At 72.1% G+C, this 19741-nt stretch carries 17 protein-coding genes; 8 read left to right on the top strand and 9 right to left on the bottom strand.

Annotated elements, in window-relative coordinates; genetic code table 11:
- The first annotated feature begins 1 nt into the window (after position 1).
- A complete protein-coding gene (locus ACFYNU_RS10840; RefSeq protein ID WP_356587714.1) occupies positions 2-775 on the top strand; it encodes an ABC transporter ATP-binding protein in 774 nt (257 codons plus the stop codon).
- A gap of 18 nt (positions 776-793) precedes the next feature.
- On the top strand, positions 794-1813 hold the full coding sequence (locus ACFYNU_RS10845) for an ABC transporter substrate-binding protein (RefSeq protein ID WP_356587716.1): 1020 nt from the start codon (positions 794-796) through the stop codon (positions 1811-1813).
- Between the two features lie 95 nt (positions 1814-1908).
- Here ACFYNU_RS10845 and ACFYNU_RS10850 read toward each other — a convergent pair whose 3' ends face one another.
- Both ACFYNU_RS10850 and ACFYNU_RS10855 read right to left on the bottom strand, forming a co-directional pair.
- Entirely contained in the window at positions 1909-2508 is a 600-nt protein-coding gene (locus ACFYNU_RS10850) for a hypothetical protein (protein ID WP_356587718.1), read from the bottom strand.
- Positions 2509-2675: 167 nt separating this feature from the next.
- Positions 2676-3974, bottom strand: coding sequence for a peptidase (locus tag ACFYNU_RS10855; protein ID WP_356587720.1), 1299 nt, complete (start codon positions 3972-3974; stop codon positions 2676-2678).
- Positions 3975-4301: 327 nt separating this feature from the next.
- On the opposite strand from ACFYNU_RS10855, the gene ACFYNU_RS10860 reads away from it, so the two are divergent.
- A complete protein-coding gene (locus ACFYNU_RS10860; protein WP_356587722.1) occupies positions 4302-4961 on the top strand; it encodes a hypothetical protein in 660 nt (219 codons plus the stop codon).
- Between the two features lie 113 nt (positions 4962-5074).
- On the opposite strand, the gene ACFYNU_RS10865 is transcribed toward ACFYNU_RS10860, so the two are convergent.
- Positions 5075-6640, bottom strand: coding sequence for a glycosyl hydrolase (locus tag ACFYNU_RS10865; protein ID WP_356587724.1), 1566 nt, complete (start codon positions 6638-6640; stop codon positions 5075-5077).
- Between the two features lie 446 nt (positions 6641-7086).
- On the opposite strand from ACFYNU_RS10865, the gene ACFYNU_RS10870 reads away from it, so the two are divergent.
- Complete coding sequence (locus tag ACFYNU_RS10870; RefSeq protein WP_356587726.1) at positions 7087-7701, top strand: hypothetical protein; 615 nt, start codon at positions 7087-7089, stop codon at positions 7699-7701.
- 225 nt (positions 7702-7926) lie between these two features.
- Positions 7927-10638: an AAA family ATPase gene (locus ACFYNU_RS10875; protein WP_356587728.1), complete on the top strand. Its 2712-nt coding sequence runs from the start codon at positions 7927-7929 to the stop codon at positions 10636-10638.
- A gap of 24 nt (positions 10639-10662) precedes the next feature.
- On the opposite strand, the gene ACFYNU_RS10880 is transcribed toward ACFYNU_RS10875, so the two are convergent.
- The 6 genes from ACFYNU_RS10880 to ACFYNU_RS10905 form a co-directional block, all read right to left on the bottom strand.
- Complete coding sequence (locus tag ACFYNU_RS10880; protein WP_356587730.1) at positions 10663-12132, bottom strand: ATP/GTP-binding protein; 1470 nt, start codon at positions 12130-12132, stop codon at positions 10663-10665.
- Positions 12133-12183: 51 nt separating this feature from the next.
- The gene (locus ACFYNU_RS10885) at positions 12184-13680 is read right to left on the bottom strand and encodes an SCO6880 family protein (RefSeq protein WP_356587732.1); all 1497 of its coding nucleotides are present in this window, start codon (positions 13678-13680) and stop codon (positions 12184-12186) included.
- Positions 13670-14932 (bottom strand): hypothetical protein, encoded by a 1263-nt coding sequence (locus tag ACFYNU_RS10890; RefSeq protein ID WP_356587734.1) that lies wholly within the window; start codon positions 14930-14932, stop codon positions 13670-13672. The genes ACFYNU_RS10885 and ACFYNU_RS10890 overlap by 11 nt, the downstream gene beginning before the upstream one ends.
- The gene (locus tag ACFYNU_RS10895; RefSeq protein ID WP_356587736.1) at positions 14932-15687 is read right to left on the bottom strand and encodes a hypothetical protein; all 756 of its coding nucleotides are present in this window, start codon (positions 15685-15687) and stop codon (positions 14932-14934) included. Before ACFYNU_RS10895 ends, ACFYNU_RS10890 begins: the two co-directional genes overlap by 1 nt.
- A 62-nt stretch (positions 15688-15749) precedes the next feature.
- A complete protein-coding gene (locus ACFYNU_RS10900; RefSeq protein ID WP_356587738.1) occupies positions 15750-16070 on the bottom strand; it encodes a hypothetical protein in 321 nt (106 codons plus the stop codon).
- A gap of 12 nt (positions 16071-16082) precedes the next feature.
- Complete coding sequence (locus ACFYNU_RS10905) at positions 16083-16592, bottom strand: DUF6668 family protein (protein ID WP_356587740.1); 510 nt, start codon at positions 16590-16592, stop codon at positions 16083-16085.
- 218 nt (positions 16593-16810) lie between these two features.
- Between ACFYNU_RS10905 and ACFYNU_RS10910 the strand changes: the two genes are divergently transcribed.
- Genes ACFYNU_RS10910 through ACFYNU_RS10920 form a run of 3 tightly spaced genes read left to right on the top strand, consistent with a single transcriptional unit; the run spans position 16811 to position 19615 of the window.
- Complete coding sequence (locus ACFYNU_RS10910) at positions 16811-17854, top strand: bifunctional lytic transglycosylase/C40 family peptidase (protein ID WP_356587742.1); 1044 nt, start codon at positions 16811-16813, stop codon at positions 17852-17854.
- Complete coding sequence (locus ACFYNU_RS10915; protein WP_356587744.1) at positions 17851-18570, top strand: hypothetical protein; 720 nt, start codon at positions 17851-17853, stop codon at positions 18568-18570. Before ACFYNU_RS10910 ends, ACFYNU_RS10915 begins: the two co-directional genes overlap by 4 nt.
- Positions 18571-18595: 25 nt before the next feature.
- Complete coding sequence (locus tag ACFYNU_RS10920) at positions 18596-19615, top strand: hypothetical protein (RefSeq protein WP_356587746.1); 1020 nt, start codon at positions 18596-18598, stop codon at positions 19613-19615.
- Positions 19616-19741: the final 126 nt, after the last annotated feature.

Genomic DNA, 19741 nt, shown 5'->3' on the forward strand with positions numbered 1-19741 from the left:
CATGGAACTGTCCTTCGACGCGGTGACCGTCACCGTCAACGGCGAGCGCTTGGTCGCGAGTCTGTCGCTGCGCGTCGGCGGCGGCCAGGTCGTCGGCCTGGTCGGGCCGAACGGAAGCGGCAAGTCGACCGCCCTGCGCTGTGTCTACCGGGCCCTGACACCGAGCGACGGAGCGGTACGCGTCGACGGGCGCGCTCTCACCTCCCTCACCCCGCGCGAGAGCGCGCGGACCGTCGCCGCCCTGACCCAGGACGGCACGGTCGACCTCGACTTCACCGTCGAGGAGGTCGTCGCCCTGGGCCGGGCCCCGCATCTGCGCGGCAACCAGGCCCTGAGCGGCCGGGAGCGGGCGCTCGTCGAGCGGGCCATGGACCGGCTCGACGTCGGTCACCTCGCCCGGCGCGGCGTACTGACCCTCTCCGGCGGCGAGCGCCAACGCGTCCTGGTCGCCCGCGCCCTGGTCCAGGAGCCGGAGATCCTCGTCCTGGACGAGCCGACCAACCACCTCGATGTCCGGCACCAGATCGAACTCCTGTCGCTGCTGCGCGGAGCCGGTCTCACCGTGCTGGTGGTCCTGCACGACCTCAACCTCGCGGCTGCCGCCTGCGACCGGCTCGGGGTCCTGTCCCACGGGCGTCTCGTCGCCACCGGGTCCCCCGGCGAGGTGCTCACCGCCGAACTCGTACACGACGTGTTCGGTGTCGAGGCCACCGTCGTCCCCCATCCCCTGACCGGCGGCCCGCAACTGCTGTACACCCTCCCGTCCCACCGATGAACTGCGAGAACACCACTCATGTCACCGTCTCTTCCGTCACTTTCCGGCCCGGCCGCGCGCCGGCTCGCCGCCCTCGGCACCGCCCTGACCGCGACCGTCGCGCTCGGCGGCTGCGGCGCCGACGTCCAGGGCACGGCCGAGGACGCCGACAAGGTCACCGTGCGACGCTGCGGCGAACCGGTCCCGTACACCGTCCCGCGGAGAGCGGTCGCCTACGAAGGCGGCAGCGCGGACAAGCTGTTCAGCCTCGGCCTCACCGACCAGGTGCTCGGCTATGTGATGCCGCCCGCGAATCCGCCGGTGAGCGGGTCGCCGTGGGCGGCGCAGTACGCGAAGGTCCCGATGCTGAGCGACGACCTCCTCAACAAGGAACTCGTCGTCGCCGAGAAGGCCGACTTCGTCGTGGCCGGCTGGAACTCGGGATTCAGCGACCAGCGCGGCATCACTCCCGAAATCCTCGACAAGCTCGGCATCCAGAGCTTCATGCACACCGAGAGCTGCTACAACTACCCGCGTTTTCCCCAGAAGACCGCCCCCTTCGAAGGGCTTTACACCGATCTCGAACGGCTCGGCGCCATATTCCGTGTCGAGGACAGGGCGGCCGAAGTCGTCGCAGGTCTGAAGAAACGCGTGGCCGCCGTACGGGCGAGTGTCCCGCCGGGTGGGGCGCCGCCGGTCTTTCTGTACGACTCCGGCACCGATCAGCCGTTCACGGCCGGCAGCCAGGTGCCGCCGAACGACATCATCGAAATCGCCGGCGGCCGGAATATCTTCGACAAGCTGAACGAACGCTGGACCCAGGTGAATTGGGAGGCGGTCACCCGGGCCGCCCCCGAGGTGATCATCATCCTCGACTACGGCGACCAACCGGCGTACAAGAAGATCGACTTCCTGAAGAAGTCTCCCCGGACAAGCAAGTTGCCCGCCGTGCGGAACAACCGGTTCTTCGTCCTCGACTACAACGAAGGGATCAGCGGACCGCGCAACATCGACGGTCTGGAGAAGTTCGCCGCGTACCTCAAGTCGTCGGCACGCTGACCTTCCGCACAAGCGAAGCGCCCGGCCGGAGAACTCCGGCCGGGCGTTTCACTTCGAGCACTTCACTTCGAGCACTTCACTTCGGGCGCTTCGGATCAGATGGTCGGTGTGTCGTCGACGATCTCTTTGTGCGGCTCGACGATGAACTTCCAGCCCTCGCTGGGCTCCAGGAACCGTACCCGCGTCGGGTAGATGTCCAGGGCGCGGCGGTCGCGGTTCTGGCCGCTCGTGTTCTTCCGTCCCCGGGCCGGCTCCTCGAACAGGTCGACCTTCACGTCCGGCACCGCGACGGACTCCTCGCTCCAGCGCTGCACGATCCCCGCACCGAAGGCGTCCCGGGCGGCGGAGTAGAGCGACTCCAGGGACTCCTTGTTCCCGTTGGGAACGAAAAGGGCGAGATTCAGCAGGACACCGGCGCTCTGGAGGACCTCGATTTCCTCGCCCGCCTTGTCGGCGACCCAGATACCCGGTTCTTCGGCATTGTCCGGGAGGATATGAATCACCTCACCGAATACCGTCCGCGCGGCGAAGGAACCTCCTTCGGAATTCTTTCCCGGCTCCGTGAGGAAAGCCGGGGCGTAGCAGTCGAGAGGAAGGCCGTCCGTCGCCGCCGAGACGAAGATGTCGTCCTGGAGCCCCAGTTCGGAAACTTCCTCGGCGGTAAGACGTCGGGCCGTGACCTTCTCGGTATTCACGCCATTCCCCTTTTTGTCGTGGCGTCTGTTGAATTCGGTAAACTCTATCACGAAATCAATGAGCCCCCGTTCGAGTAATTCGGCCGGGGCAACGCGAAAGGGCGCCCCCGCGAAGGGGGCGCCCTTTCTTGGCGTTCAGCCGGGTGGGACCGCGTCGGGAGACGGCGTCAGGAGGCGGAGCCGGCCCGACGGCGGCGGACGGTGTAGAGGGCCGCTCCGCCGAGCACCACCGCGGCGCCCGCCGCGGCGGCGAGCTGCGGGAGGGCCGAGGAGGAGCCGGTGCTCGCGAGGGAGCCGGAGTCCGGCGTGGTGGCGGACGAGCCGCCCTGGGGCTTGGTGTCCGGGGCCGGCGGGGTGGTCTTGCCGGGCTTGGCGTCGTCGACGTCGTCGGGGACGCTGCCCTTGGCGAGGAGTTCGAAGGCGTACTCGTTGCCGAGGTTGCCGCCGCAGGACTCGTCGTCGTTGATGTAGTCACCGGCGACGAGGGCCAGGCCGTTGCCGGCCGGGGCGTCGGCGTCGACCTTCAGACGCAGCTTCACGTCCGCGTGGGTGCCGGCCTTCAGCGAGGTGATGGAGCCGACGGTGCCGTCCTGAACGTTCTTCCAGGTCGGCGACTTGGTGGTCGACCACTGGAGGTGGAACGCGTCGTCGATGACGTTGAGGCCGCTCTTGTCCGTCGCGTGGAAGTAGACGAACGGGGAGACCTCGTCCAGCGTCCTCTTCGTACCGTTGGTCACCCGGAGCGAGAAGCTGGTCGTCGAGCCCGCGACGATCTTGGACGGCAGGTTGTTGACGACGGTGCCGAGCTTGCCCTCGGGGACGCACTCCGGCTCGTTGGGCTCCTCCGGCTCCTCCCCCTTCGCGTCGGCGAGCGCCTTGTCGGCGGCCTCCTTCGCCTTGCGGGCGGCTGTCAGGGCCTGGTTCACCCTGTCGTACTCCTGGACGGCGGCAACGCGCGCGTCGTCGCGAAGCCGGTCGGCCGTCGCGGACTTCTCGTCGGCCGCGGTCTTGGCGGTCGCCGCGGCGGTGGCCGCGGTCCCGGCGTCGGCGACGGCCTTCTCGGCAGCCGCCTTCTCCTCGTCGGTGGCCGTTCCGGGCAGCGCGGCGAGTGCGTCCTTGGCGTCGGCGAGGGCCTGGTCGGCGTTCTTCTTGGCCGTGGCGGCGGCTTCCGCCTCCTTCTCGGCGGCCTTCGCGGCGACGGCGAGCGGCGCGTCGTCGGACACGGCCGCCTCGACGACCACCCGCGCGACCTTCTCGGCGGCGACGGCGCTGTCATACGCCTTCTGCGCCTTCTCCGCGGCCTTCTCGAGTTCCTCGATGGACGGCTTGTCCCGCTCGCCCGCCTGCTGCGCGCCCGACGCGGCGGACGTCTTGGCGTCGGCGAGCGCGGGGGTGACGGAGAGCAGGAGCGCGGGAGTGGTGACGGCGGCGACCACGGCCGTGGCAAGTATGCGTCGGATCTTCAATGGAGCCCTCACGTGAGTCCGGGAAGCTGGTTCGAAAACGTGTTGAAGGAACCACTGCGGCAGCACCCACGCAGGGTTTCGCCGGTGATCGTATGTCCGAAAACAGCGTTGTCGGAAGCGCGTTAATCAGGTGAAGAGTCCGACACATCGTCTTCACAGGCAGGGCAATTGCCGCGTACAGGGACAGTTGCTTTCGCCACACGGGTCACTTTTGTGATCCATGTCATTGCATGGAAGGCGCCATGAGCCCCTGGCCCACCGGTCACCCTCTGAACCGATTCCGTTCCCGGCTCGTAGTGGTGGGCCACATGCCGAAAGGAGCACCACATGCCAGGACCGAACGAGTCCGGGTTCGCGTACTACGACCCGCACACGAACCAGCGCGTCTCTCAGAGGTACGTCATGCCTGTGGCCGGGTTCGCACAGGAACCGCGCCCGGAGACAGCCGAACAGGCACAGCGGCAGACGGAGGCGGCGGAGGCTTATGCCTGGCAGCGGGCGCAGGCGCAGGGCCGGGCCTGGCTGCGGCAGCAGGACCTGACACAGGCGCAGGACCGGACGCGGGCCGAGGCGCGGGCAGAGGCGCAGGCCCAGGCCTGGCTGCGGCAGCAGGGCCTGGTACAGGCGCAGGGCCCGACGTGGGCCGAGGCGCGGGCCGAGGCGCAGGGCCCGACGTGGGCCGAGGCGCGGGCACAGGCGTACGAGGCGGACCAATACGAGAACGCACAGCGAGTAGGGGAGTGGATGAAGGGCGTGACTCCTGGGCAGGCTCCACCGGAGCGGGAGCCGTCCCTGTCGGTCCCGTCCAACCCCCACGCCGAGGGCGCGTGGGCCCATCGGCCCCCGGGCGAGCCCGGCCGCCAGGTCCGTTCGACGCGGGACCGCGGGGAGGATCGCCCGAGCCGGCCCCGGGACCGGGACCAGGCGCGGGACCAGGCGCGGGACCAGGGTCGCCACCGCCGGCGGGGACACGGCGGCGGGCACTGACGCCCGCCGCGGGCTGATCCGACCCGGGAAACCCGGCGGGGGCCGGACGGTCTCACCGTCCGGCCCCCGCCCATGGGGTGTTGACTCGGGTCAGGTCAGTCGCGGGACTCGGGTCACTTCACCTCTTGGAAAGCGTTGCCGCTCGCGTTCGGGGTGCCGCGGTAGAAGAGACCGGTGGGGCTCGTCTCGGTGTTGAGGGCGAACCACGCCGAGCGCTCCACGTAGCCCAGCTCGCTCATCGCCTGCTGCGACCGCTTGAGGAAGTCGGCCTGCGCGAACTCGCTCGGGTAACGGGGGGTGCCCTGGGAGAAGTCGATCAGGGCGTACTCGGTCAGCCAGATCGGCTTGTTGTAACGCTGGTGGACACGCTCCAGGTAGTCGACGAGCTGCCCGGTGGCCGCGGTGCTGAAGTCGCCGCCGTACCAGTGCACCGGGATGAAGTCGACGCGCAGACCGCGCGCCTGGGCGCCCTGCATGAACCTGTCCAGCCAGCCGCCGGCCTTGTCGGCGTCCACGGAGACCGCCGGGGCTCCCAACTTCAGCCCCGTCTTCTCCAGTTGGGGCCAGAGGTCCAGCGCCTGCTCGGGGCTCATGTTGGCCTGGTCGGCGCGGTCGGGCTCGTTGAAGCCGAGGAGATGCTTGCCCTCCCGGGCCGCGTTGCCCAACTCCTGCTCGGTGACCGAGTTGGGGCCCCAGATCGACGGGACGAACTCGACGCCCTGCGGCACGGTGACCCCGTTGCTGGAGGAGGCCCAGTTGTGGAACCACTTCGCGCCGGAGGCGGCCAGCGCCTCGGAGGCTCCGTCCACGGGGTTCAGCCCCACGCCCTTGCCCGCTCCCGCCACGGGAGCCTTGTCGGGCCTCGGGATCGCGTTCAGAGGGCTGCGCTCCCCGGGCGGCTGGTCGCCGCCGGGGGCCGGGGCGCCGCCGCCGGTGCCGTGGAAGGTGACGGTCATGCCGGTGCACTCGCTGCACTGGCGTACGACCTCGTTGCCGGCCTCCGCGTCGTGCTTGGACCAGGAGTACGCCGAGGGGCACTTCTCGGTCAGAGCGTTGCTGTACGCGGTCTTCGCGTCGCGGTTCGGGTTGACGCAGACCAGCGGCTTGCCCGCCTCGTCCTTGGTCAGATTCTCGGGCGGGCAGGCGGACAGCAGATCCGTGGGGCAGCCCACCGCCGCGCACTCCCCGCCGTTCTCCGGTGGCGGCACCCCGTCCGGGACGATGGTGATGGGCGCCGAGACGGCGTTGACGTAACTGACGTTGTACCAGGGCGCCATCGCGTCGGCCGAGTCGAAGTTGAACTCCGCGAGGCTCGCGGGCTGTTCACCGGTCGAGCAGCGGTCGGCGTACGGTCCGCAGTCGGCCACGGCGCAGTGGAACGTGCTGCCGCTCTCGCCGGTGCAGCCCTGGCGGGCGAAGAACTTCCCGCGCCAGTGTCCGGCGCCCGAGCGCTCGGGGATGGTGATGGTGGCGGACTGGCCCGGGTCCAGCGTGGGCAGTCCGGTCAGCTCGGACGAGCCGTCGGCGTTGACACCGGCTCCGACCCAGACCCGGCTGTCCGTCTCGTTCTTCAGCGTGACGGTGTGTTCGGCGCCGCCCGCCGCCGTGCTGGACACCCGGTCGTCGTTGTCGGAGCCCTGGGTGGCGGCCGAGGTCGCGACCGACAGACCGACAACCAACAGGAAAGCGAGGAGAATTGGTCGGAATTTTCCGAATTTCTTAAGTGATCGGAACCTTTGAAATGACGCGAGTGATCTCACACGCATAGAGCAGCCTCTCAGCTCAGGGGTCGACTACGCCCGCACGACGTACGCGCACAGAGGACGGTTCACCCCGCGGCCGTGCCGGGACAGTGCGGGAACCGCCTGAACCGACAAGGGCCCGGCGCCGTTGTGCTCCCCCGTAAGGAGACTCCCGCTTCTGCGAAAGGAAGGCCACCATGCCCGGCGGCTCAAATCCAGGCGGCACCTACCCGGAGCCCTCAGACTTCAATTACAGCCCGGCGTCTTCTCTTCCCCCGACGCCGGCCCCCAGAAGGGACACGGCCACCACCGTCGACTCCTACGACCTGGAAGGCCAGCAGCCGTCCAGGGCGGGGCAGAACAGAGCCTGGCTCACACCGGCGATGCGTACCGTCGGGGCCGTCGCACCCGAGGTGGTCGCGGCGATAGGAAAGGGCGTCCAGGCCGGCGGGTACGACAAGACCGGGAAGTTCATCACCGCTTCGGGCGCCGTCGTACGGGGAGCCATCGACGGAGTGAGCGCTTACCAGTCGGGCGAGGTGAACAAGTACCTCACCTCCGCCGGCGCAGTCGTGGGCGCCGTCGCCCAGTATCCGTTCAATCCGGACGCACAAATGGGCCTCGAAGCGGTCGGACTCATCTCCTCGACCACGGGGCGGGCAGTCGCCGCCTTTCAGCAGCCCCCGACAGAACCTTTCCACACGAATTATCCGCTCAACACGCAGATCGCCTCGTACGCGAACGCGAGCCCGGCTTCGATGTCCCCGGCAACGGAGACATCGATCGGCGGGAGCTCGGGGCCGGAGTTCGTCGCACCGCCGCTGCGCCGCAGGACGACCCGCCTTGACGGCCAGACGACGCCCGCCATGACGAACATGCCGCTCCCGGAACAGCGGGAGCGCGCCCGGCGGGGTGCCCCGCCGCTCGCCCGGACGACCAGCATGCAGATACCCCCCGCCGACCAGAATCGGTCCAAGGGACGTAAGAGGTCGAGCTAGGCCGAAGGGCGCCCGGTGGCCGTACGGCCCCGGCTCCGGCCCCGCGCCGCCGGGCGCCCGCCCCCGTTCGTCCCCGGTCCGGTTGAACCGCTCGGCCCGCGGGACCGTAGGACCGTTGTCGGTCGCACGAGAGCTTCACGAGAGTCCCGCAGCGCCACGAGTGCCGTGGACGATGACGGAAAGGGCAGGACGAATTCCTTCCGGAAACCGGGCTAACGTACCCGTATGCGCCCGTTGACCCGCTCCCCCGGTCCACTCGTCGGCAGGCGGGAGGAGATCCGGGCCATCGACGAGTTGATCGCCGACACGCGCGAGAGCCGTGGTGGTGTGCTCGTCCTGCGGGGCGAGGCGGGGATCGGGAAGAGCGCGCTGCTCGATCACGCCCGGCAGGCCGCGTCGGGGTTCCAGGTGCTGCGCGCTTCCGGGTCGCGGTTCGAGTCGGGGCTGCCGTACGCCGCTCTGCACCAGCTCTGCCGGCCGCTGTGCGTGCCCTCGCCCGGCCGGCTCGCGGAGCTGGCCGCCCCGCACCAGGAGGTCCTGCGGGTCGCGTTCGGGCTGGCCAGCGGGGCGCCGGACTTCTTCCCCGTCGGTCTGGCCGCCCTGGAGCTGCTGTCCGCCGCGGCGCGGGAGCGCCCGCTGCTCTGCGTGGTCGACGACGCCCAGTGGGCGGACGCGGCGACATCGAAGGCGCTGACCTTCATCGCCCGGCGGATCAGCGCCGAACCGGTCGCCCTGGTGTTCGCGGCCCGCCGGACGGGTGCGGCGAGCGAACTGGACGAGCTGCCCGGTCTGGACATCGGCCGGCTCGGCGACCGCGACGCGCGCACCCTGCTCTCCGCCAGGAGCCGGGGGACCCTCGACGACCAGGTCCGCGACCGGATCATGGCCGAGGCACGCGGCAACCCGCTGGCACTGCTCCAACTGCCCAGGGCCGACGGCTTCGCCCTGCCTGACACCTCGTCGGTGCCGACCCGCATCGAGCGGAGCTACCAGGCGAGGCTGGCCGAACTGCCGCCCGACGCGCGGCTGTTGCTGACCATCGCCAGCGCCGACCCGACCGGCGACCCCGATCTGCTGTGGCCCGCCGCACGGCGTATGGCCATCGATCTGGCGGCCACCAGCGCCGCCGTGACCGCCACCGGGCTCGCCGAGTTCGCCACCCGCGTCCGCTTCTGCCATCCGCTGGCCCGCTCCGCGGTCTATCTGGCCGCCGACGCCGCTCAGCGCCGTACCGCCCACCGCGTACTGGCCGAGGTCACCGACCCCGTCGTGGCACCCGACCGGCAGGCCTGGCACCGCGCGCGGGCCAGCACCGGCCCCCGCGAGGACGTCGCCGCGGAGCTGGAGCGTTCCGCCTCCCGCGCGCGCTCGCGCGGCGGTGTCGTCGCCGCCGCGGCCTTCATAGAACGCGCCGCGGAGCTGTCACTGGCCCCCGGCAAACGGATCGAACGCACCCTCGCCGCCGTGGCGGCCCATATCGACGCGGGCTCCCCCGACACGGCGGCGACCCTGGTCAGCACCGTCGAGAACACCCCCCTGGACGTGCACCAGCACGCGCAGGTCGACCTGTTGCGCGGGCAGATCGCCTTCGTACGGCACAACGAGACCGACGGCTCGATGTACATGGTCCGCGCCGGGCAGCGGCTCGCGTCGATCGACCCGGAACGGTCCCGCGCGTGCTTCCTCGACGCCCTGGAGATGAGCCTGCTCGTCGGCCGGTCCGGCGATGTGCTGGACACCGTCCTCGCCGCCGCCTCCGCCGCGGCCCCCACCGCGCCACGCCCCCCGGACATCCTCGACGCGCTGAACCTGCTGACCACAGAAGGGCATCACGCCGCCGCGCCCCTCATGCGCGGCGCCCTCCAGGGCACCGGCAGCCCGATGTGGACCCGGCGCCCCGCGCTCGCCCTCGTCGTGGCGGCCGAACTCTGGGACGGCTACACCCACGCGACCGTCGTCGAGTGGCTGATGAAGACCGGCCGCGCGTCGGGCTCACCCCTCGTGCTGCGCCTCGGCCTCGCCCAGGCGGCGTCCCGTGCCGCGCTCACCGGCGATCTCGCCGGGGCCGTGGTCGCCATCGCCGAGGAGGAGGCGATCGCCGACGCGACCGGAGCACCGCCGGTGAGCTACCCTCGGTTGCATCTGGCCGCCATGCGCGGGCGGCGCCGGGAAGCGGCCGAACTCTTCGCCAAGGTCGCCGAGACGCCGCAGAGCGCCGGACACCTCGTGGACCTCCAATGGGCCACGGCCGTACTGAACAACGGCCTCACCGACTACCGTGCCGCGCTCGCCGCCGCCCGGCAGGCCGCCGCGCACGACGGGCTCGGCATCCCCGGCATGGCGCTGCCGGAACTCGTCGAGGCCGCCGTCCGCTGCGGCAGGACCGCCGAGGCCGCCCTCGCACTGGAATCACTGACCCGGCGCACCCAGGCCGCCGCGACCTCCCTGGGCCTGGGCGTCGCCGCGTACGCGCGCGGGCTGGTCACCGGGGCCGAGGAGCACTACCGCGAGGCCGTGGAACACCTCCAGGACACCCCGATGCTCCCCTACCGCGCCCGCGCGCATCTCCTCTACGGGGAGTGGCTGCGGCGCGAGGGCCGCCGGAAGGACTCCCGCGAGCATCTGCGCACCGCCCACCAGCTCTTCTCCGGGGCGGGACTTGAGGCGTTCGCCGGGCGGGCCGCCGACGAACTGCACGCCACCGGCGAGAAGACCGGCGATCCGTCCGGGCATCCCTTCGACCGGCTCACCACGCAGGAGGTCCATATCGCGCGGCTCGTCGCCACCGGCGCCACGTCCAACGAGGTCGCCGCCCGGCTGTTCCTGAGCCCGCGCACCGTCGAGGCCCATCTGCGCAACATCTTCCGCAAGCTCGGCATCAGTTCGCGCCGGCAGCTCAAGAACCAGCCGTACCTGGTCACCGACGAGGCGTCGTGAGGGCCGGCCGGCGCCCGTGGGCGGCTACTTGTTCCACCGCTTGTTGGTGTTGTTGACGCCCAGCTCAGCCGCCGTCAGATCCACGTGCAGCGGGATCCCGGGCCGGTTGCCGACCTTGATGAGGAAGTTGCCGAGACCGGGCGGCTCCGCCCGGCGGCCGTTGGCGGCGTCCCAGGCGGGCGGCGTCGACCAGTCGACCAGCAGCCGCTTCTCCGCCTCGGTCAGCTCCACGATCTGGCCGAGCTGCGGCAGTTCGGCGGGCGGCAGCCCGGCGCAGACCACCATCCCGGCCCGCTCCACGAAGCCCTTGGCCTTGGTGCGGTCCTCCTCCGTGGGCAGGGCCAGCAGGTCGTCGATGCTGTGCGTGACCATCGCCAGGCCCACACCGCGCTGCCGGTCGAGCCGGGTGAGGGCGTTGACGCGGTCGACCAGCCCGCGGCCCGCCTGGAGCACACGCCACAACTCGTCCATGACGAGGAAGTAGTTGCGCTGCGGCTCCAGCCCCGCGTCCGCGAGGGCGTGTGCCGCCGAGACCGCGCCGAAGCCGTACGACCAGCAGGAGAGCAGCGCCGCCGCCTGGAGCAGCGCCTCGCTGTCGTCGATGCCGCTGATGTCGAAGCAGACCGGGCGGTCCAGCTTCATCGGCTCCGTCGTCGGCCGGGCGAAGGTGCCGCCGAGCCGGCCGTCGCCGAGGAGGGCGGTCAGCGACGCCTCCAGGTTCTCCGTGATGTCCCGGTAGCGGGTGATGTCGCCCCGGTCCAGGGCGACCGAACGCACCGCCTCCGGCGCGTCCTTGATGACCTGTACGACGTCCGCGAGCACCGGGACCCGGCCGGAGGTGGTGTCGAACCGGTCGTCCAGCACGTTCAGCGCGGTCGAGAGGATCGTCTCCTCGCGGTCCGTCGGCGGCGCCGAGCGCAGGATCGTCACCAGGGCCGAGACCATGTGCAGCCGGCGGCCGTGGATGTCGGCGAGGAGGCGCGCGCGGGCCTCGCCGGTGAGCCGGGCGGCGGCCCGGCCGGACTCGCCCGGGTCCAGCACGTTGAGATTGCCGCGACCGCGTCCCAGGCTGATGACCTGGCCGCCGATGGCCCTGATCAGGTCCACGTAGTCCGGCTTGAGATCACCGAAGATCATCGGGTGGACACCGTAGCCGGAGAGGCCGAGTGCCATGCGCCGTACGATCGTCGACTTGCCGAGCCCGGGGCGGCCGAGGACGAACATCGACGGGTTGGCCAGCAGCCCGGTGCGGCTGAACCAGGAGATCGGGTCGCAGCACACGGTGGCGCCGGAGTCCAGGTCCCGGCCGAGCGGCACCCCGACCATGGGGGTCCCGGCGCCCGCGCCGAACGGCCAGAGCCCGCAGACCTGTACGGAGGTGCCGCGCCACTCCGGCGCCGGGTCGACGTAGCCCACCATGCCGCCGCCGGGGCCGGGCCAGCCGCGCGGCGTGGGGCGTCGCGGCTGTCGGGACTGCTTGGTCTGGCGTGCCATCGGGGGTCTCCTCGTTGTTCCGGGCCGGGCCGTCGCGTCGACTCGCGGGCGTCACATCGCGTCGCGTACGACCTGTGGCACGGCGGTGTGCAGCGGCAGCACCAGGCCCAGCGGCAGCGCCGCCGCGAACGCCGCCGCCTGCGAGCCGTAGACGGGCCGTACCGCGATCCGGGCGGCCGGGGCCAGGTTGTCGACGGCCGCGGCGGCCAGCGGCAGTTCCTCGGCGGAGTTGACGGTCGCGGTGATCAGCATGCCGAAGCGGATCACGCCGTGGCCCTGGGCCTGTTCCTCGGTGGTCCGGCGCGCCGCGATCACCTCGGCGTCGTCGCGCGCCTTGCCGATCTGCGACTGCTGGGCGCTGAACAGGGCGTTCTTGTAGTCCTGTTGGACGACGCGGGCGCCCTCGGCCCGGGTGTGCGGGCGGTACAGGAGCGTGACCCGCTTGCGGGCGATGTCACGGCTGGGCTGCACCAGCCCCGTCAGGACGTTGGAGAACACCTCGCCCTGCGGGGCCTCCGTCATGGCCCAGGTGACGCTGAACGCGCCGTCGTGCCGGTAGTGGTCCCACGCCTCCTGGGCCGCCATGGGGCCCGCCTCCCGCCAGGTCAGCCCGGTGCCGCCGGTGGCCTGCGCCTCCTCGACCAGGGTCGCCACGGTCGGGTCGTACGCGACGCGCACCGCCTCGGCCAGCTCGCTCGCGGTCATCGGTACGGCCGTGCCGGCGCTGGTCAGGGAGAGTCCGCCGGTGAGTCCGGGGAGCCGGGTGCCGATGTGCAGGGCCATGTCCTCGGCGCTGCGGCGCGGCACACCCGGCCGGGCCGCGCCCGCGTACGTCAGCGCGATCCGGGTCGCGATCCGCGCCGAGCCGGCGGGGTACGCGGCCAGCACCTCGTGCAGCATCTCCGTGGCCAGCGCGGGGGCGTCGGCGACGGAGTTGGCGGCGATCTCCTGCTGGAGCCGTACGCCGGAGTCGGGGGCGGTCTCCACGGTGACGCTCGCGGCGACGAGGTCCGGCTCGGCCCCCAGCGCGGACAGCCACTGGCCCCAGTGGGCGACCCAGGTGTCGACCTGCCGTTCGTCGACGAGGGCGGCCCCGTCCGCGTCGCAGGAGATGACCACGGTGTGGTGGCCGGTGGAGGGGATCGTGATCACGGCGAACGGCCTGCCGTAGCCGTCCTGCGCCTCCGTCAGCGACGACGCGGCGGCCAGGCCCGGCAGTTGGCAGGTGCCGTAACCGGCCCGGCCGAGCGGACCCGACCGGTAGAGATGGCCGCCGGAGGAGGTCGTACGCCACCAGGCCAGCCGGACCCCGCCGCGCTGCATCGCCGTACGGTCGTGCCGGTCCTTCAGGCCCAGCGCGGCCGTGACCATCGCCAGCGACACCGCCAGACCCACGGCCGCCCACAGGGACGCCAGCGAGGCCAGGACCACGGCGATCAGCCCGAGGAGCAGCAACAGTGTGGTGCCCAGGGAGAGTCCGCGCAGCCCGGCGGTGCGCGGCTTGCGGAAGTTGCCGTAGGTGCGGGTGGTGATCTCTTCAGTGGTCACGGGGGTTCTCCTGCTGGTGGTCGGGCTGCCGCAGGTCCGGGACGGGCACCAGCGACGGTGTCTTCCGCCGGTCCGCGGACTGTGTCTCGTCGGCATCGGCGTCGGCCGTCTCCGGCCGGACGCGTCCGGCCGTGGCGCGCTCGCCGTCGGGTGTCGCGCGGGCGCCCTCGACGCCGCGCGCGATCGTCGGACGGCCCGAACGGGCGCCGGTGGCATCGGGGTTGACCGCGGCGCCCGCCACCGAACGGCCGGTGGCCAGACTCCGCAGATGCGGTACCGGCAGCGCCCCGGTACCGCCGCCGGCGGGCGAGCCCGCCCCGTCGGCGCCTCCGGAGGAGCGGCCCGTGCCCGAGACCGCCGCCTGGACGACGGGGGCGGCGAACCGCATCAGCGCGGGGAGCGTGAAGCAGGCCAGCACGATGAGTACGACTCCCGAGACCATGGAGACGACCTCGTTGTCCTGCTGCCGGCCGCTGATCGAGAACGCGGCGGCGTACACGACGGCAGCCGCCGGTTTGTACAGCACGAAGGCGAGCAGCCAGCCCACGGACCTGCGGAACCAGAGCCGCCCGGCGGCGGTGGAGCTGGCCGCCGCCGACAGCGGCAGCGTGCCGGTGAGGATGACCAGCATGGCGATCCGCACGATCATCAGGGCGATCTGCGCGACGGTGCCGGCGATCACCAGCACGGCCATGATCAGGACGAGGAACGACGACTCCGAGCCGCCGAGGGCCAGCATGGCCGAGGTGCGTTTCTCGAACTCGGCCACGCACTGCGCGACCGGTTCCCCGGTGGTGCTGATCTGCCGGCAGCCGGTGGACCTGTCGATGATCCAGACGCTGAACTTGTCGCCCGCCGAGGTCAGCAGACTCACCGTGGCGACCCCGACCGAGGAGACGGTCACCAGATTGAGCAGTCCTTGGAGCGCCTGCCGGGCGGGCTCGCCGCGCCGCCGCCAGGCGAGCTGCCCGGCCGCGATCAGCAGACAGAGCACGGCGGTGAAGGAGGTGATCCACAGGGTGGAGCCCTGGAGGAAGGCCACCGGTCCGCTCTCGTCGGCCAGATCGGGACCGCCCAGCTCCATCCAGGCGCTGCCCAGGGCCTTCACGGTGATGCCCGCCGCCTGCGCGGCGCTCTCTGCGATGTCGTCGAACGCGCTGTCACCCAGATTGTCGGGGGCCGTCCCCGTACCGCTGCCGACGCAGTAGCCGCCGACCGAGGGGGTCACCCAGCCGAAGTCGCAGCCCGCCATCAGACGCCTCCCCAGGTGGTGTAGCCGGCCAGGGAGCCGACCGGGGTGGGGGCGGCGGGCGCGGCCGGGTACTCCAGCCGCCAGTCCCCGTCCTGCCACAGCACCGTCGTGGTCGCGGACTGCATCCGGCCGTCGGGGAAGCGCCAGACCGTCTCGATGACGGCGGTGCTCTCGTTGTAGGTGACGAACCTGAATCCGGCGATCTGGCCGTGGGCGCCGCCGTCCTGGTCGGTGGACGCCTCCTTCTCCGCCTTGGTCCGGCCGGTGATGTACGCGTCCCGGCCCGCGCCGACGGTCTGGAGTTCGGTCACCTTCCGCCAGTCGTCGGCGGCCAGATAGCGCACGCTGATCTGGCTGGTGGCCAGCAGGGCGCCGACGGGCGTACGGGCGTAGCAGCGTGCGACGTCCTTGCCGGTGACGGCGGGCCCCGCCGTCTTGGAGGCGGGCACGGCGACGGCGCCGAACAGCGCCCAGGTCACACCCCGGGGAGCGGCCGTGGGTATCTCCTGGCGGGTGTCGGCCAGTTCGGCGCAGGGGCCCGCGCCGCCGGACGGGGACCGCGGGGCGGCGGCCCGGTCGACGGGCGGCCCGGACGCGGCGGGGCCGCCGTCCTGGCCGGAGGCGTCCGAGGTGAAGACGACCGCGCCCGCGATGACGGCCACGAAGCCGACGAACGCGGCGGCGAGGACGAAGCCGGTGCGCAGCCACGGACTTCGCGGCTCGTCGGCCGCGGTGGGGGTGCCGGGGTCCGGCATGGTTCCTCTCCCTCCTCATGGGTGGGCGGTGCGGGGGGTTGGGGGGTGAGCCGTACGGGGCGCTAGACGAACGCGCCGACGATGCCCGAGGCCGAGCCGAGGAGCAGACAGGCGCCCAGGACGAAGCCCAGGCCCCTGGCGTGGTCACGGCCGCCGCCCCGGGAGTGGTCGACCGCCATCCGGGCGGCGACGGCGAAGATGCCCGCGACACACAGGATGGTCACGGTCCACGCCACCCACCGGAGGATCTTCAGCAGGTCCTCGGCGCCGGGCGGCGCCTCTCCGCCGCCGACGTCGGGCACGCCGGAGGGCGGCACCGGGGCCGCGACGGTCTGGGTCAGTTGTGTCGAGGCGTCGAGAAGAGACGCCAGCAGAGTGGACAACTCCGTTCCCCTCTAAGTGGGTTGAGTGAGCCGGGTCAGGTCGCGGGCCAGGGGTACGCACTCCTTGGGCAGATGCGGCTCGCCGAGCCGCCACTGCTCCACCCAGGGGATCTCCCACAGACGGGGCACGGCGCCCGAGACCAGCTGCACCAGGTCCCGCAGGATCCGGGGGCGCCGGCCGGGAGCGTCGGCGACGACGACCAGGCCCAGCAGGTCGACGCCGGTGACCATGCGCGAGCCCCACTGCCGGGCGGCGGTCTGCGCCGCTCCGAGACCGTGCGCGGTGGCGCGGGCGACCAGCACGACCGGCTGGTTCCGCTCGGCAGACGGCCAGGCGCGCTCCGCGTCCCGGCCACCGGGCACGGCACGCTCCAGCGAGCTGACCCCGGCGCCGCCGTGCACACCGAGCCACCACCAGGACTGCTCCCCGCCCGATCGGGGCCCGGCGACGGGCAGTCCGTGCTCCGGCCGGGGGACTCCGGCGCCCTGAGGTGCCGAAGGACCGGAAAGTCCGGTGGGCATTTCTTGAACCGATCGTCCGGGTTTCCCGTTGGTGCCCCCCGGAGGGCCCGACCGCGGCGACAACCAGGGGTTGACGACCGGCACATCCCCTGTCAAGGCATCTCCTTCGACCATCGACGCAACGGGCCGAATAATACACACAAGTTGATAAGTCGCAACAAACAACTCCTCTTTCACTTATGTAAGTTAAGGACTCATTCACGCATGTCGGACTTCAGGTGAAATCGGGCGCGCTGATCACCGGGTTCGCCGTCCTCGGACTGGTCACCTCACTGGTCGGCCTGTCGGTCCTGGGGGCCACGGAGTCGGAGCAGGACGTCGTCGAACCCGTGGGGCTGGTCACCGAGTTGAGCCCGAGCAAGATCCCGCCCGAGTACGTGAGCTGGATCGAGCAGGCCGGCGGCCTCTGCCCGGAGGTCAGCGCGCCGCTCGTCGCCGCGCAGATCGAGGCGGAGTCGGGCTGGAACCCCACGGCCGTCAGCCACGCGAACGCCCAGGGGCTGAGCCAGTTCATCCCCGGCACCTGGGCGACCTGGGGCGTGGACGCGGCGGGCAAGGACGGCAGCCCCGAACCGGACGGCGTGGCCGACCCGTTCACGCCGGGCGACGCGATCATGTCCCAGGCCCGCTACGACTGCTACCTCGCCGACACCGTCAAGGAGATGGGCGTCGAGGGCGACCTCACCCGGCTGATGCTCGCCGCGTACAACGCCGGGCCCGGAGCGGTGCAGCGGTACAACGGCGTGCCCGCCATCCCGGAGACCCAGGGCTATGTCACCCGGATCATCTCGCTGATGTCCAAGTACACGGGAGGCGGCGGCGAGGACGAGACGGCCGTGGACGACGGCTCGTTCGGCGGCCGGGTGGTGGCCCACGCCAAGAAGTGGCTCGGCACCCCGTACTCCTGGGGAGGCGGCGGGCCGGAAGGACCCGGCCGCGGCTTCGCCCAGGGCGCGAACACGGTGGGCTTCGACTGCTCAAGCCTCGTGCAGAACGCGGTCTACCACGCCAGCGGCGGCGCCACCCTCCTCCCCCGGGTCAGCCAGGTCCAGGTCACCGTCGGCGAATCGGTCTCCCGCGACGACATACGGCCCGGCGACGTGATCGGTTTCCAACTGGGCTCCAGCTACGACCACATCGGCATCTACATCGGCCAGGGGCAGTTCATCCACGCGCCGAAGACCGGTGACGTGGTCAAGATCAGCAACCTCGACGAGCCCTACTACGCCGGGAAGCCCCAGCAGATCAGGCGGTTCGGATGACGTCCCCCCGTACCTCCCGCACCGCCCCCGCGCGGATCAGCGCCGTGGCCGCGACGGTGCTCGCCCTCGGCCTCCTGGCCGGCGGGTGCGGCTCCGGCGACGGCGGTTCCGGTGACGGCGGCGCTGAGGACGGCGTACGTACGGCTCCGTCCGCTCCCCCGGCAACGGGCACCGGCCCGTACCCGACACCGACCGGCGCCGCGACCGCCACGGCCACCGCCCCCGGCACGGACGCACCCGCGCGCCCCGCGCCCACCGGCACCGACAAGCCCCGGGGCAGCACGGTCCGGCCCGAGGACGTCGACCCGGCCGACGCCGACGAGGTCGGTGAGGGCGCGCTCACCGCGCTGTGGACGTTCGACGCCGCCGCCGACAGCGGGCCGCACGACGCCGAGTTGCGCGCCGCCGACGCGGGCTGGCTGACCGAGGCGTACGCGGACCGGCTGCGCGCGCACCAGCCGCAGTCGGTCCCCGGCGCCCAGTGGCAGGAGTGGGCAGAGCACGGCGCCCGTACCACCGTCGTACCGGAGAAGACCGAGGACGCGGCCAAGCCGCCCGACACCGAGACCGAGGCGTGGCGGCAGTGGACCGTCACCGCCACCCCCTCGGGACGCGAAGGGTGGAAGGGCGAACCCGTCGTCGCCGCGGTCTACGTACAACTCACCCGCGCGACGGCGGACAAGCCGTGGCGGGTCGCCGACGTCACCGTCCGCTAGGAGTCCAACCGAAGGGGGAAACCTCATGCCGACGACGCGCGAGTCCGCCGATGTACCCGCCTGGCCCGTCTACGCCCTCACCGTGCACGACGACGGCCGGGTCCTCGCGTCGGGGCCGCTGATCGAGACGTCCGGGCACCCCACGCGCGCCGCCGCGATCGAGGTCGTGGCCGGGGCCGCCGTGCGGCTCGGCCGTGCCGTACGGGCCACGGCCACCGAACCGGACGGCGCCGTATGGCCGTTGATCGTGACGCCCGACGGCGAGGTGAGCGAGGTGAGGACCGGCAGGCCGCGCGCCGCGGCACCGAAGAGACGCCAGGAGAAGCGCGAGGAGAGGCGCCGGGCGAAGGACGCGGCGAAAGAGACGGCCGGCGGAAAGGCCGCCACCGCGTCCCGGCCCGGCGCACCCGCACCGGCGGGCACCGAGGCGTACGCGGAGTCCCTGGCCCGGGTGACGGGCCACCTCGACGCGGGCCGCACCGGCGAGGCCACCGCGCTCGCCTCCCAGCTCGACACCAAGGTCGCGGGCGTCCTCGGGGTCTCCCACCCCGTCGCGCTGGGCGTCCGGGAGGTGCGCGCCCGCGCCACCGCCGAGGCCGGGGACCCGGTCGCCGGCATCCAGCTGTACCGGGACGTGGCCGAGCGCTGGCACTACCGGGGGGACGCCGAACAGGCCGAGGCGGTGGCCGCCCGCGCCGAGACGCTGTGGCGGGGTATCACCGACGTGGAGCCGGCGCTGACCGCCGGGGTCGCCGTGATCCGTATGCGCAACCAGATCCCGGGGCGGGACGGCGAGGCGCTCGCCTCGGTCCTGGAACACCGCGAGCGGCTGCTCCGGGGCGGCGCCACGGGCGGACCGGGCACGGAGGCGGCACCCGCCACGGAAGCGGCACCGGTCGCGGCGCCCGTCCCGGGCACCGGGAGGGGAGCCGCAGGGGGAGTGCCGCAACACCCTGTAGCGGTCTCATCCACGCCGCGCAGCTCCCGTCCCCGTACCGCACCGTCCTGGGAACGGCCCCCGGTGAACGCCCGGAAGGCGGGCTGAGTCAGGCGGGCCGGCTGGGGACGTGCGGGCTGCGTCGAATGCGCCAGGTCACGTACGCAGCGGGTCACCTGACTGACGCGGGCCCTCCCCCTTCCATTCGCGTTCGAGCGGCCGCGGCGACGAGTG

This window comes from Streptomyces sp. NPDC006643 (assembly GCF_042870175.1).
Taxonomy (GTDB): Bacteria; Actinomycetota; Actinomycetes; order Streptomycetales; family Streptomycetaceae; genus Streptomyces.